Annotated in this window: 13 protein-coding genes; 6 read left to right on the top strand and 7 right to left on the bottom strand. The window is 43.2% G+C overall.

The window, feature by feature from the left end:
• Positions 1-144 precede the first annotated feature (144 nt).
• The 4 genes from aroQ (at position 145) to N7E81_RS01055 (ending at position 2612) form a co-directional block, all read left to right on the top strand.
• Positions 145-570, top strand: coding sequence for a type II 3-dehydroquinate dehydratase (gene aroQ, locus N7E81_RS01070; RefSeq protein WP_263051433.1), 426 nt, complete (start codon positions 145-147; stop codon positions 568-570).
• Positions 567-1139 carry a MarC family protein gene (locus N7E81_RS01065; RefSeq protein WP_263051432.1) on the top strand — a complete coding sequence of 191 codons (573 nt, stop codon included), beginning with the start codon at positions 567-569 and terminating at the stop codon, positions 1137-1139. Before aroQ ends, N7E81_RS01065 begins: the two co-directional genes overlap by 4 nt.
• 94 nt (positions 1140-1233) lie before the next feature.
• The gene (gene rnhA / locus N7E81_RS01060; RefSeq protein WP_263051431.1) at positions 1234-1707 is read left to right on the top strand and encodes a ribonuclease HI; all 474 of its coding nucleotides are present in this window, start codon (positions 1234-1236) and stop codon (positions 1705-1707) included.
• 131 nt (positions 1708-1838) lie between these two features.
• Complete coding sequence (locus N7E81_RS01055; protein ID WP_263051430.1) at positions 1839-2612, top strand: AraC family transcriptional regulator; 774 nt, start codon at positions 1839-1841, stop codon at positions 2610-2612.
• 1 nt (position 2613) lies between these two features.
• Here the strand turns inward: N7E81_RS01055 and N7E81_RS01050 are convergent, their stop codons facing one another.
• Both N7E81_RS01050 and N7E81_RS01045 read right to left on the bottom strand, forming a co-directional pair.
• Positions 2614-3126, bottom strand: a complete 513-nt coding sequence (locus N7E81_RS01050) for a hypothetical protein (protein ID WP_263051429.1) — start codon at positions 3124-3126, stop codon at positions 2614-2616.
• 76 nt (positions 3127-3202) lie between these two features.
• On the bottom strand, positions 3203-3619 hold the full coding sequence (locus tag N7E81_RS01045; RefSeq protein ID WP_263051428.1) for a hypothetical protein: 417 nt from the start codon (positions 3617-3619) through the stop codon (positions 3203-3205).
• A 99-nt stretch (positions 3620-3718) separates the two neighbouring features.
• Between N7E81_RS01045 and N7E81_RS01040 the strand changes: the two genes are divergently transcribed.
• Together N7E81_RS01040 and N7E81_RS01035 are read left to right on the top strand one after the other, a co-directional pair.
• The gene (locus tag N7E81_RS01040; RefSeq protein WP_263051427.1) at positions 3719-4507 is read left to right on the top strand and encodes an SDR family oxidoreductase; all 789 of its coding nucleotides are present in this window, start codon (positions 3719-3721) and stop codon (positions 4505-4507) included.
• Positions 4508-4534: 27 nt separating this feature from the next.
• On the top strand, positions 4535-5977 hold the full coding sequence (locus N7E81_RS01035) for an aldehyde dehydrogenase (RefSeq protein ID WP_263051426.1): 1443 nt from the start codon (positions 4535-4537) through the stop codon (positions 5975-5977).
• A gap of 64 nt (positions 5978-6041) precedes the next feature.
• Here the strand turns inward: N7E81_RS01035 and N7E81_RS01030 are convergent, their stop codons facing one another.
• The 5 genes from N7E81_RS01030 to N7E81_RS01010 form a co-directional block, all read right to left on the bottom strand.
• On the bottom strand, positions 6042-7253 hold the full coding sequence (locus tag N7E81_RS01030) for an MFS transporter (RefSeq protein WP_263051425.1): 1212 nt from the start codon (positions 7251-7253) through the stop codon (positions 6042-6044).
• Between the two features lie 147 nt (positions 7254-7400).
• On the bottom strand, positions 7401-8723 hold the full coding sequence (locus N7E81_RS01025; protein WP_263051424.1) for a TolC family protein: 1323 nt from the start codon (positions 8721-8723) through the stop codon (positions 7401-7403).
• Entirely contained in the window at positions 8713-11856 is a 3144-nt protein-coding gene (locus tag N7E81_RS01020) for an efflux RND transporter permease subunit (RefSeq protein WP_263051423.1), read from the bottom strand. Before N7E81_RS01020 ends, N7E81_RS01025 begins: the two co-directional genes overlap by 11 nt.
• A gap of 6 nt (positions 11857-11862) precedes the next feature.
• Entirely contained in the window at positions 11863-12978 is a 1116-nt protein-coding gene (locus N7E81_RS01015; RefSeq protein ID WP_263051422.1) for an efflux RND transporter periplasmic adaptor subunit, read from the bottom strand.
• 6 nt (positions 12979-12984) lie between these two features.
• Positions 12985-13458 carry a MarR family winged helix-turn-helix transcriptional regulator gene (locus tag N7E81_RS01010; protein ID WP_263051421.1) on the bottom strand — a complete coding sequence of 158 codons (474 nt, stop codon included), beginning with the start codon at positions 13456-13458 and terminating at the stop codon, positions 12985-12987.
• Positions 13459-13539: the final 81 nt, after the last annotated feature.

Genomic DNA, 13539 nt, shown 5'->3' with positions numbered 1-13539 from the left:
AAACTCTGCAATCGCTTGGTAAACTATCGGTTGAGGAGGGTTAATTTTGAAGGCAGATAAAAGACGGATGAACCTAGTGTTAAATTTCAGGGTTCGATCGAAGAAGTCTTGTCTCCATAATCTAATTATCTTGTATCTCAGACTATGAAAATACTTATTCTCAACGGCCCAAACCTTAATTTGCTCGGCAAGCGTGAACCTGAAATCTATGGTACGCAAACGTTCGAGGACTTTTTCGAAGAGTTGAAAACTGACTTTCCTGATGTAGTATTGAGCTATTTTCAGAGCAACCATGAAGGTGCTTTGATCGACAAAATCCATGAAGTAGGATTCGATTACGAGGGAATCGTATTCAATGCAGGAGGCTATACCCATACCTCTGTAGCATTGGCCGATGCGGTGAAAGGAGTGACCACACCTGTGATAGAGGTACACATTTCTAACGTGATGGAGCGAGAGTCTTTTAGACATCACAGTTACCTTACACCTGTGTGTGTGGCTCACTATATCGGTCTAGGGCTAGATGGATACAAAGAAGGGATTAGATATTTATTAAACAACAAGTCATGAGTATGGATTTTACGCAAATATTATCAGTATCATTGATTCTGTTTTCAGTGATAGATATTCTGGGAAGTATCCCCATTATTATCAACCTGAGAAAAAAATCAGGCACGATCTATAGTGGCAAGGCTACTATTGTGGCTGGTTTTATCATGATTATTTTTCTCTTTTTAGGAGACAAAATTCTTGGGTTGCTTGGTATCGATGTAGGTTCATTTGCCATAGCAGGAGCATTGATTATGTTTTTGATCGGGATGGAAATGGTTTTAGGTATTGAGTTGTTCAAGTCTGATGAAGAAGAAACCAGCTCGTCTTCCATCGTGCCTATTGCTTTTCCATTGATTGCCGGGCCAGGCACCATGACTTCCTTGATTTCGCTTCGTGCAGAATTTGAACTGACCAATATACTGATAGGGATTTTGATCAATTTGATATTGATTTATGTCGTGCTCAAGTCATCGAGTTGGCTCGAAAGGAAAATCGGTCATGCAGGATTCAATATTATTCGAAAGGTATTCGGCATTATCCTTTTGGCCATTTCAATCAAATTATTTAAAAACGGGATTGCGATATAAAAGCAACCCCCCAGATTCAATGTTCGTCATTGTCAACTCAAAAAATGTCATTTTCTATTTTTGATATTAAACTTTGAACTTCCAACATTCAACTATGACTCAGCCCAGCATTATCATTTATACCGACGGTTCATCACGAGGCAATCCAGGTCCTGGCGGCTATGGCACTGTGCTTTTGGCCAAGGGGCATAGAAAAGAACTGTCTGAGGGTTTTCGGAAAACCACCAACAACCGTATGGAGTTGCTCGCTGTTATCAAAGGATTAGAAGCTCTAAAGGTGATTAATGCTGAAGTACTCGTTTATTCTGATTCGAAATATGTGGTGGATGCTGTGGAAAAAGGCTGGCTCTGGGGCTGGGTAAAAAAAGGCTTTAAAGACAAAAAAAATCGAGACCTATGGGAGCGATTTATCCCACCTTACAAGCGCAATAAAGTCACCTTCAAGTGGGTGAAAGGTCACGCAGGAATCCCCGAAAATGAGCGCTGCGACGAGCTGGCGGTAGAAGCAGCTACCGCACCCAACCTTCCTGCCGATCAGGCTTTTGAGAATGGGATTAATGATTTTTAGTCAAAGAAACTGCTATTCCTGTCTTTGACTCTCTATTGTCTGTTTAATCTCCAAGTTTCAGTGTTGATTGTTGGAGAAAACAAAAAAGTGAATAAATTCGAGGCTATCGCTAATTTATAACTGAGCTGATTTTGGAATTGATCGAAAAAGAGAATCTAATTTTTAAGGCGGGTGATACTGGTATCTTTTTAGGAAAAATAAAAGATAATGCGCAACACCAGCATTATGCCCTGCAGCTGACCATAGCCGTAAACGATGCGTTTGAATTGACTAGCGAAGAAGGCAAGCGAGTGGCTCAATCAGTAGTTGTCCACCCGCAAGTACCTCATCAGCTCGATAGTAGAGACCAGCAAGTGCTCGTTATACTTTTCAATCCTGCTAGTGCTGTAGGCCATTTTTTGCATAAACATCAGACCAGTCAGCCAGTAGAGGAATACGACGAAGAATGGATTGGTTATTTACGGATGTTTGCACAGGACTTACTCAAAAACGAGATCAATGAAAAAACTTTCTTGAGTGCCTGTATCAATTCTATGGCGGAGTACAATGTGCGATGTCTCTCGGCTAAGCATGAAGTAGATAAGCGAATATTGGCTACGTTACAATACCTAGATCGCCACACCCGATCGGTAGTCTCGTTAGAAGAGATGGCAGAAGAAATGTGTTTGTCCGAGAGTAGGTTTCAACATTTATTTAAAGAGCACACAGGCTTGTCTTATAGGAGAATGCAGCTGTGGAAGCGTTTGGTAGCTTCATTCGATCAGGCAAAGTCGGTAAAAACACTCACAGAACTGGCACACTTGTCGGGGTTTTCTGATAGTGCACATTATAGTAAGACCTTCAAAGAATCATTTGGTCTCAGACCGTCAGAGTTGTTTGGCAATAGCCAATTGATCTTAGACTGATTTACTTCAAGTATTTTTTTGGCAAGGGGTTTTCTTCCGTTTCGGCAGCCCAATACAAATTAATGATCCACCAGCGTTCGCCGTCGTTCATCAGTTGCAAGCTGTTGATCCCTCTGGCAAAAGGCTCCTCATCAGGTATCCAACGCGATGCATACGTGCTCCATACATGAGTGATCAGACCAAAGGTCTCTGAGCGACGAGAAATTTCACTTTCGAAAAAGCCATTTTCCATCAACCACTCATCTCCTTGGGCGATAAACTCATCGAGAGTAAGAAAGCAGGGTACGCGTTTACCTTCAGTAGATGGTCGAGTAGGAATAAATCGGGCACCTGGAGCCATCAGGTAGCGCATACGATCCCAATTTCTGCGTTCGCCTTTAGGCCCTGAGATGGTTTCGTAGACGGCATTGACAATGGCATCCTCGCTAGTTACATCTTGCGCATATGGATCTTGTCCCCACGTAGTCATGGGCCATAGAGAGACCATGAAGAAAAGGAAAAATTGCTTACTCATGTGGCAAATGTAAATGACTTGAGTTCAAAAAAAACACAAAGATGTAATGACTGGGATATCTAATGTATGATCGGTCTTATGATTCTTTTTTGCGCCAAGCATCATATAAGAATACAAGCGAATGAAAAGCCGTGCCAGCTAGCGATAGGATGATACCTATTCGTGTAATGCTTCTGTTGATCTGTCCAATGTTGGCTTCTTGATAAAAACCGTAGAGGAAAATCATAGGAGAAAGCAGTAGTAGAATCGAACCTATATATTGAACTTTCTTTTTCCAGAGCACTGCCGATAGTTGGAGTTGCACACCGATGGACAAATTGAGTAAACCACTAAATAGAAAATAGATATGTCCTGCACGATAGATCATCCGCTGGGCGTCGGGTAGATTACTCACTTCTTGAGTTTTCATAAACCATCCTGTTTGCAAAAAGATCACAAACGTGAGTAGTCCCATGATGGCATGTATGATCGATATTTTTATAGGAGCATTCATTAATCTTGGTCTTTGTTTTTGCGTGGACAAAAGTAATTTTTATTCAATAGCCAAAAAGCATATTCGTTATATTTACTATCAACTAAATGATCCCATAAAATGAACTTAAACCTAGAAGGAAGAGCGGCACTTGTTTGTGGAAGTACCCAAGGAATAGGCAAGGCTATAGCAGAAGAACTAGCCCGAATGGGTGCAAGTGTGACACTAGTAGCACGCAATATAGCCAAGCTACAAGAAGTGAAAGAAGGCCTCGATACGAGTCACAAGCAAGTCCATCAATATATTCAAGCCGACTTTAGCAATCCAGCTGAGCTACAAAGCAAAATTACAGAGTATCTCGCTATCAATCCAGCACCAGTGATACTGGTCAACAATACAGGTGGCCCAGCAGGTGGTCAAATCATAGATGAGCCATATCTCAAATTTATGGATACGATGTCTGCGCATTTGGAATGTAATCACCTATTGGCGCAAGCCCTAGTGCCAGGCATGAAAACAAGTAGTTTTGGCCGTATTATCAATATCATTTCTACTTCGGTATATATGCCTATACCTGGCCTTGGAGTATCCAACACCGTACGTGGTGCTGTGGCCAGCTGGGCCAAAACTCTTTCTATAGAGCTGGGACAGTATGGTATTACCGTCAATAATGTATTGCCTGGGTTTACGGATACCGCCCGTTTGGCGAGTATCATCAAAGCCAAGGCCGAAAAGACAGGGCAGACTGAAGAAGAAGTCAGTACAGCGATGAAAAAAGAGGCTCCAGCCCAGCGATTTGGTTTGGCCGAAGAAACCGCCGCTGCTGCTGCATTTTTAGCCTCTCCCGCTGCTGGCTACATCAATGGCGTAAGTCTGCCAGTAGACGGTGGCCGCACAGGCTGTATCTGATAGTAGCATTAACTCAAAAACAAGCTCATGCAAAAAATAGATAACTATATCGATGGAGAATTGGTGGCTCCTATCGATGACGCTTACCTTGACAATGTGAATCCTGCTACAGGGCAGGTCTATGCGCTCACACCAGATAGCGATCAAAAAGATGTGCAACGAGCTGTAGATGCAGCCAAGGCTGCTTTTTCGGCTTGGTCTTCGTGCGGTATCGAAACACGAGCTCGCCTATTGGATAAAATTGCAGATTTGATTGATGAAAATATAGATATACTGGCGAGAGCAGAGTCTATAGATAATGGGAAGCCATTGAGTCTGGCAAGGAATGTAGATATCCCTAGGGCTTCCGCCAATTTTAGGTTTTATGCCAGCGGCATCCAGCATTTTGCTTCAGAGTCGCATTACATGGAAGGCCTTGCTATAAACTATACACAGCGTACCCCTATAGGGGTAGCAGGGTGTATCTCCCCGTGGAATTTACCGCTCTATTTGTTTAGCTGGAAGATCGCACCCGCATTGGCGGCTGGCAATACCGTGGTGGCCAAACCTACAGAAGTAGCCCCTATGACGGCCTATTTACTTTCCAAAATCTGTATCGATGCAGGGTTGCCTAAAGGCGTACTCAATATCGTACATGGCTTTGGGCATAAGGTGGGGCAGGCCATAGTGGCACATGAAGACATACCTGTGATCTCTTTTACTGGAGGCACGGAGACGGGGAAAAAGATAGCGACTACGGCTGCACCTATGTTCAAGAAGATGTCACTAGAGCTAGGGGGCAAAAATCCCAATATCATTTTTGCAGACTGCGACTTTGATGAAATGCTCAAGACGACATTGCGTTCGTCGTTTGCCAACCAAGGCCAGATTTGTTTATGTGGGTCGCGCATATTTGTAGAGCGTCCGATCTATGAGAAATTCAAAATGGCTTTTGTCTCCAAAGTGCAAAAAATGAAAGTGGGAGATCCGCTCGACGAACAAACCCGTATGGGAGCGGTAGTGTCCGAGACACACATGAATAAAGTTCTGGGCTATATTCAGTTGGCTCAGCAGGAGGGTGGTACCGTGTTGGCAGGAGGGCAGCGTGTGATCGTGGATGGGGATTGTGCTGAGGGTTATTTTATAGCCCCGACTGTCATAGAAGGGCTCCATGCCAACTGCCGTACTAACCAGGAAGAAATATTTGGACCAGTCGTGACTATGATGCCTTTCGATACGGAAGACGAAGTGTTGCAGATGGCTAATGCTACCCCGTATGGATTGGCAGCTACAGTATGGACGCAGGATTTGAAACGTGCACATAAGTTTTCGCACCAGCTCAAGAGTGCCATAGTATGGGTCAACTGCTGGTTGCTGCGCGACTTGCGCACACCTTTTGGGGGAATGAAACAGTCTGGTATGGGTAGGGAAGGAGGATTTGAGGCTTTACGTTTCTTTACCGAACCTCAGAATATTTGTATCAAGTTGTAGGTAGAAAGAAACTTTTCAATCCCTTATGTTTCGCGGTTAAATAGACACTGTTTTTTTGCGAATTTTATCCCTTAGCACCTTGAACTGTCAGACCCTTTTCGGGAATGAATTTTTGGATAAGAAAAGCCATCAGGAATGAGGCCATGGCTGCCAGAGTAGCATTGCCGATAAATCCTACCTGAGTATAGATCAATCCTGATAGCCCCGAGCCCATGGCCATGCCGAGTTGGCCAATAGAAATAGTCATGCTCATCATTCTGCCTCTCTGACTGTCTTGGATTACTTCCGAAGCCAAGGCTTGAAAAGGTATCATGCGGGCTACTATGAGTAGCATAATGATAAAAAACACAGCGTAATACATCTCATGATTCATATTTAAAAGAAATACACTCAGGGGCATGATAATAACCAAGAGGAGGTTAGAGAATATGATGATTTGTTTTCGGCCTGTCTTGTCAGATATCATCCCTGATATAGGTCCAGTGAATACTGTAGCCAAGCCTCCAATCAAAAAGAGTACGGCTATATTATAGCTATTGGCATGAAAGGAATTTTCTAGCCAAGTGGGGAAATAGACAATGAAAGACGAGATGCTCAGAAACATAAGCAAGTATCCCATCGCAATGGTTTTGACAGAGGGGATATGAAGGATTTCCCAATATTTTTTGATAGTGTGGGTTAGGTTTAGTGGGCAGTTGGAGTTGGATACTTGGGGTTGGGGGAGTTTCCATAGGATGAGCAAAAAGGCAAAGACCATTACAAATCCAAAAAACTGAAAAGGGGCAAAAAAACCTATTTCTCCAGCGAGTACTGTGCCTGCAGGTATGCCCAATATTTGACCAGCAGCACTGCCCGTGGCAATCACGCCATTGGCCCAGCCTCTCTTTTCGCAGGGGAAATAGTCGCCAATATAAGCGACACAGGAGCCTGTGAGTATTCCGCCAGCCAAACCTGCCAAAATACGAAGCCCTAGCATAGACCAATAGTCTATGGCTAACTGGTGCATGAGCAAGGAGACAGCCATGGCACCCGCTCCGATCAGTAAAATCTTGCGCCGGCCTATCCGGTCCGAGATGGGGCCTGTGATCAGTGCTATAATGCCTAACGTGATGGCATAGGCAGTGATTAAGGTGCCGCGGAGCGATTCAGGAATGTGTAGTTGCTCACCTATTTGAGATAGGATGGGCGACATGATGAAAAATTGGCTACTAGCCGCAAACATCAAGAGCCATAACGAAAACAATATGATTCTGGTGTTGAGTTGACCTTTGTTCATGTGTAAAGTAGTTCGAAGGGACTAACGAACAACGGGTTTTTTGGTTGAATTTTTGAGACGAATCACAAGTATCAAGGGTTAGACGGTGAAGTACTAACCCTTGATGAAAATGATGTGATTTTTAAACGGATGCCTGTTTACAGCTGATTAAAATTGAGCCTCGAGTATGGTGCCACTGAGCTGGAGCAAAACCAATTCGGCGATTTTGGCGCTGTACTTGGCTTGGTTGTAGTTCAGATTGGCAGTAAGCAGGTTGAACTGTGCCTGTCGAAACTCGATAGAAGTAATCTGTCCAAAACCATATTGCTCTTTGGATCGGTCGAAATTACGATAATTGGTTTCTAAGTTTTTCTTTTCGGCTTGTAGTACAAAGAGTGCCGTTTGGTATACGGTCCATGCGTTTTGCATCTGGCGTTCCAGATCTAGCTCAGTGCGTTCTACATTGATCAGCTGATTTTCGGCGGCCAGTTTGGCATTTTGCCGTCGGGTATTGGATAAGCCACCATCGAAAATATTCCATGTCAGCGAAGCACCTATGTTGAGAGAGGTCGATTGCCTTTCGGACAAGAAGTTGCCAGGGGCAAATTTGTTCTTATTCCATCCATAAGATGAATTGAGGCCGATTTTTGGAATCATAGATGAACTGGCTACTTTGATGTCGTAATGAGAATTTCTCAGTAAACCTTGCTCTATATTGAGAGTGGCATTTTTTTCCATAGCCAAAGCATTCAATACTTCATAATCTAGATTTTCTTCAAAAATAATCAGGGTGTCGACATCAAAAGTAATGCTTACATCCCTTCCCATGAGTAGATTAAGATTCCGCTTTTCGTTTTTCAATTGTTGGACTATAGTCAGGTAATTAATACTGTCCGTATTGTAATCTACCTCGGCATTCAAGATGTCAAGCTGGCTATTTTGACCGAATTCGAAACTGTATTTGGCCCTGAGCCATCGCTCTCTCGATATGTCTAGCGTCTGCTTTTGGTTAAGCTCATTTTCTGAAAGCCTCGCGATTTCGTAGTAAGACACAAATAGATTGACCAATGTGTTTTCCATGACAGCCCGTGATTGAAGATCACTCAGGTTGTAATTTTCCTTCAGCTTTTTATAATCGTACATTCTACCAAATCCATCGAATACCGTGTAGTCGAGATTGAGTGATGCACTGGCGTCTGATGAAGGTGCTCCGTTGATCGTCGTACTAGAGCCATCGGTAAGTGTCAGATCCGAATTGGTTCGAGAAAAATTGGTGCCAGCTGACCCAGAGACATTGGGTAAGTACCCACTGTTGGTGATCTTGGCGCTATTTTCAGAAATCTCCAAGTCGTTGTTGGCCGCCCGAATATCGAAGTTGTTTTCGAGCGCGATCGACACGGCATCGGACTTCGTGAGCATCTCTTGCGCATGGAGCGGCGTACCGATCAAGAGCCATCCAGTGGCTATATATATTAGCTTATTAATCTTCATTTTCAACTTTTAATTCTTTTACAGCTCTTTCTACTTCTTCTGGTGTAGGCTTGGTCCCTGTCCATAGCCAGATGGTATATACCTTTATGGTGTTGCCAGTGGATAGCATCATGGGGAGCATGATGAGGGTCAGTACCGTGGCCAGTATGATGCCGTATGCCACAGCGATGGCCATGGGGATTAGAAACTGTGCCTGTCGGCTGGTTTCGAAAATCAACGGAGTAAGTCCTGCCACAGTAGTGATAGAGGTTAGGAAAATAGCTCTAAATCTTGACTTACCAGCAGAAATCAATGCTTCTTCATAGGCCATGCCTTCTTTGAGATAGGCGTTCATTTTGCCGATGAGTACCAAGCCGTCATTCACCACGATACCGATCAGTGCGATGATACCTAAGAACGAGAGGATGTTGATAGGGAAATCATGAATCCAGTGTCCCCATGCCACTCCAATCAAACTGAATGGGATCATGAGCAATAGTAAAAACGGCTGACTGATCGACCTAAATGTAAAGGCAATGATCACAAAGATGGAGAAGATGATGATGGGCAAAACAGCATTGGCAGAAGCAGTAGTCTTATTGGCTTCTCTATTTTGTCCTTCAAATTCTGCTGTCACATGTGGATATTTTGCCTTGAGCTCTGGGAGCATTTCGGCTTTTACCGTGTTCATGATGTCTGTTGCACTTGTTTTAGGGTCTTTGAGATCTCCTTCTATTCTGATTTCTCGTTTGCCATTCAAGTGATTGATAGAGATTTCTCCTCTAGCTATTTCGTAATTCACGATCTCTCTTAGTGGTACTCGATCGCCAGAGGCATTTACGATTCTCATATCATCTAGATTTTTGATCGATGAGCGTTCTTCTTTGTCGTATCGTACCCAGACTTTGATTTCGTCTCTTCTTCTTTGAAATCTTTGGGCTTGGAAGCCGAAAAAACCTGACCGTACCTGACTGATCACATCATTCAATCGGAAGCCCATAGCATAGGCACCATCTTTTAGCGTGATTTTGATTTCTTTGATCCCTTGAGGGTCGTTGTCTTCAATATCCTTCACGAGCGGATTGGACTGTAGGTAAGTTTTCATCATCTGTTTGGCACCTTTCAGTTCCTCGATATTGTCGCTGAGGAGTGCCAGAGAAATTGGCTTTCCGCCAAAGTTGCCACCAGAGCCAAATACTGCACTTTCGGCACCATGTATAGGACCTACTCTATCTCGCAAAACAGAAGTCATTTCGTGCGATGGGAAATTTCGATCTTCCCCCGCCAATAGATTGATATTGAGGGAGGCAGTAGAGGTGCCAGGCCCCATACGTCTCACTATATTTTCGATGGCGTCTTTTTCTTGTTGGCTGTCAAATTCTTTGCCTACTTCCCATGCTACGTTTTCAATGTGTGCAATGATCGAGTCCGTAATCGATTCATGCGTGCCTTGTGGCATTTTCAAAGAAACCGAAATCCTATCGCTGGCAATCTGAGGGAAGAAAGTGACACGGATGATACCACCACCGATAGAGCCAATGGTGAGTAAGAACAAGAAAATGGGAATAGCGAAACCCAGTACTCTGTGTTGTAAGAAAAAGGTGAGAATAGGCCCATACACTTTGTCTCGTACCCAAGCCATGAAACGATCGGCTACACGGTTGAATATATATGATTTCTGATCTTTCGATAGTGCTTTGGAATGTGCCACGTGAGCAGGTAGAATGATCAGTGCTTCTATAAGAGATACACTTAATGTGAGAATCACAATGGTAGACACTTCACCGAAAAATTCTCCAATTCTTCCTTCGAGGTAAAAGAAAGTAGAGAATGCCACGAGGGTGGTTAGGATGGCAGAAGAAATAGCAGGGATGACTTCTGCTGTGCCTTCTCTGGCCGCTTGTATCGGGCTTTTCCCTTTTTCATAATGATGATAGATGTTTTCTGCGATTACGATACCATCATCTACCAAAATACCGATTACGATGATCATCCCGAAGAGCGATAGTACGTTGATGGTGACACCAAAAAAGCCAGCCAGCATAAACATGCCAAAGAATGATATAGGTAACCCGAAGGCAACCCAAAAAGCCAATCTTGGCTTTAAGAAAATGGCTAAAAAGAACAGGACAAGTAGCATGCCTTGTACACCGTTAGTAAGTAGTAGTTCCGAACGCTGTATGATTGTGATAGACGAATCTCGAGTAATGTGGATTTGTACATTGTCATGTTCTTCGTTGAACTTGGCAATGTAGGCCTTGGTTTTTTCTGCTACATCAATGAGGTCTTCTGAGATGGTGGCATTTACCTGTATTCTCACGGAACTTTCCCCGTTGTAGTAAGATCGATCTGGAGTTTCCGACCATCTGTCACGTACTTCGGCTACATCCATCAGTCGAACTAATTCTCCAGAAGAGGTAGCTTTTACAATGATGTGATCTAGCTCGTCGCCATGGTAACGGCGGTTGCTTACACGGATCAGGTATTCTTCTGTAGCGGTTTTGATTGTTCCACCTGTTACCAGAATGTTGGTAGAGGAAACGGCACTAGCCACTTGCTGAAAAGTAAGGTTGTACGCTCGCAATTTGTCTTCATTGACAGCGATTTCAATTTCTTCTTCAGGATATCCAGTCACTTCGACCTGAGAGATACCTTCCAGATTTTTAAGGTCTGTTTCTACATCTCTGGCAATGGTTTTAAGGGCAGTGAGTGGTATGTTGGTGCCACTGATTGCCATAGTTACGGCTTCGGTAATGAATATGCCCTTGGAAATAATCGCCGGCTCCATGCCTACAGGAAAGGAGGGGATTCTGTCTACAGCATTTTTCACATCAGCGAGTACGGCATCTATGTCGTAGCCTTTTAGTACTTCTATACTTATAGAGGCTGAGTTTTCGGACGATGTAGAGGTGAATCTATCAATACCTACAAGCCCACGGATGTTGTCTTCTATTTTGAGTACAATTCCTTCTTCCATTTCTTGGGGAGAGGCGCCAGGGTAAGTCACGTTGACCGAGATAATACGGCTTTCTACCAATGGGAAAAAGGAGGATTTCAAATTGAGAAATCCAACAGTACCCAGAAAGGTAAAGGCGATGACTAACACCCAACCTGCTACCGAATACTTAATAAAGTGATCTATTATCTTCTGCATTCAGATTTAATTTTGAGTTGAGATTTTGACTTCCATGCCTTCGAATGCACCTGGGATGATTTTGGAGGTGATCTCAGTGCCATCCTTTAGGTTGGTAACGACGACCGTTTTGTCTGTCTTATGGGCGATGTCTACAGGGAGAAGTTTGAGTTTATTGTCTTCTACTGTGTATATTTTATCGCCTTCTACGAGGAGTTTTCTGTCAAGCTCTACAGCATTGGCGATTTCTTCACCTGAGATTTCGGCTTCTAGGTAGATGCCTTCCTTCAAGTCATCACTAGCTACTTCGATGTATACTTGTACTGTTTGTGTGGTAGCGTCTACTTTACCGTTGATACGAGAGACTCTGCCTGTCCATGTTTTATCTCCAGCGTTAGGGTTAGTTACTTTTACCTTTTTGCCTATAGATAGTGCTGGCAGCATGGATTGACTAATGGCCACTTCTAACTCATATACCGAGGGGTCGATAAATTCGCCCAGCTTTTGGCCTGTGCGGATTACTGTCCCTGGGTTTACTAAAGTTTCTGTAAGTACACCAGTATATGGTGCGCGGATTTTATACTTGCCTTGCAGGATTTCCAGATTTTTGGTGTTGTAGTATGTGGTATAGATGTTCTTACCCGTGATGAAATATTTCTCTTTTTCGGACGAAGTCTCAGGGAGCTTGGCTATAGGAGCTTCTATATCAAAATGGGAGACATAAGCATTCCATTTGGAGTAGGCCTCTGGGTAGTCTAATCTGAGGTCAGGCAATATACTGGTGACCAAATTTTGCAAAACACTTTTTTGCGCAAGCAAGTTTACATAAGCGTCGTTGCTTCTTATATTAACGAGTGTTTCACCTTTGTTGTACTTGATACCTGGTTTAAAAGCTTTGCTTGTAGGTTCCATCACCCCTTGTACTTCGGCATACAGATCTGCTTTTCTTTTGGCTATTAGTCTGCCATTTTCGATGAGACTCACACTGATGTTTTGGTTTTTTACCTTTTGGGTAAATACAGTACTTAAGGTTTTTTGAGCCGGAGGTCTCTGATCCTTTTTGCTATTCATGATCATTTGGGATCCGAAAAATCCCCCTACGATGATCACTACACCTGCTACGATAGATAGTTGTCTTTTCATAAAAGTTTATTGATTGATAGGAGCTGTGAGCTCGTCAGCATTTATATTCTTACTTATTTTTTTAAATACTTCGATTGTCGTCTGTAGGTCAGCTGGGTCAATGTCGGTTTGTATCTTTTTTATAGTCTCATGGAGCATAGGGATTGCTGTTTTTACACTTGATTTCCCCTCTGTAGTGATGCTTACCAGCTTGATTCTTTTGTCATTAGGATCGGAAGATCTTATCACCAGCCCTTTCTTTTCCATGGTGTCTATTAGTCTGGTGAGTGAAGTTTTGTCACGGTTGGTAATAAAGGCAAGGTTATTTTGGGCGATACTACTTTGATGGGAGAGAACTTTGAGCACAACGAATTGTGCTTTGGTAAGATTGAGACCATGGGATTCAAATTGGTCATTTAGAAAGTGATCTAAAGCTTTCATCGTACGGCCTAGCCAAGGCAGTATTGTTTTGTCCAATTCTGAGAATGAATTTTCTTCCATGCCGCAAAGTTTACGAGGAAAGATTTAATTAGTTGTATATGCAATTAATATTTTATTTGAGTGGTTGCATGTTCGTATGAA

Source organism: Reichenbachiella carrageenanivorans, assembly GCF_025639805.1.
Classification (GTDB): domain Bacteria; phylum Bacteroidota; class Bacteroidia; order Cytophagales; family Cyclobacteriaceae; genus Reichenbachiella; species Reichenbachiella carrageenanivorans.
The sequence above is the reverse complement of the archived record's forward strand: the minus strand, read 5'-3'. Positions and strand labels throughout refer to the sequence as shown.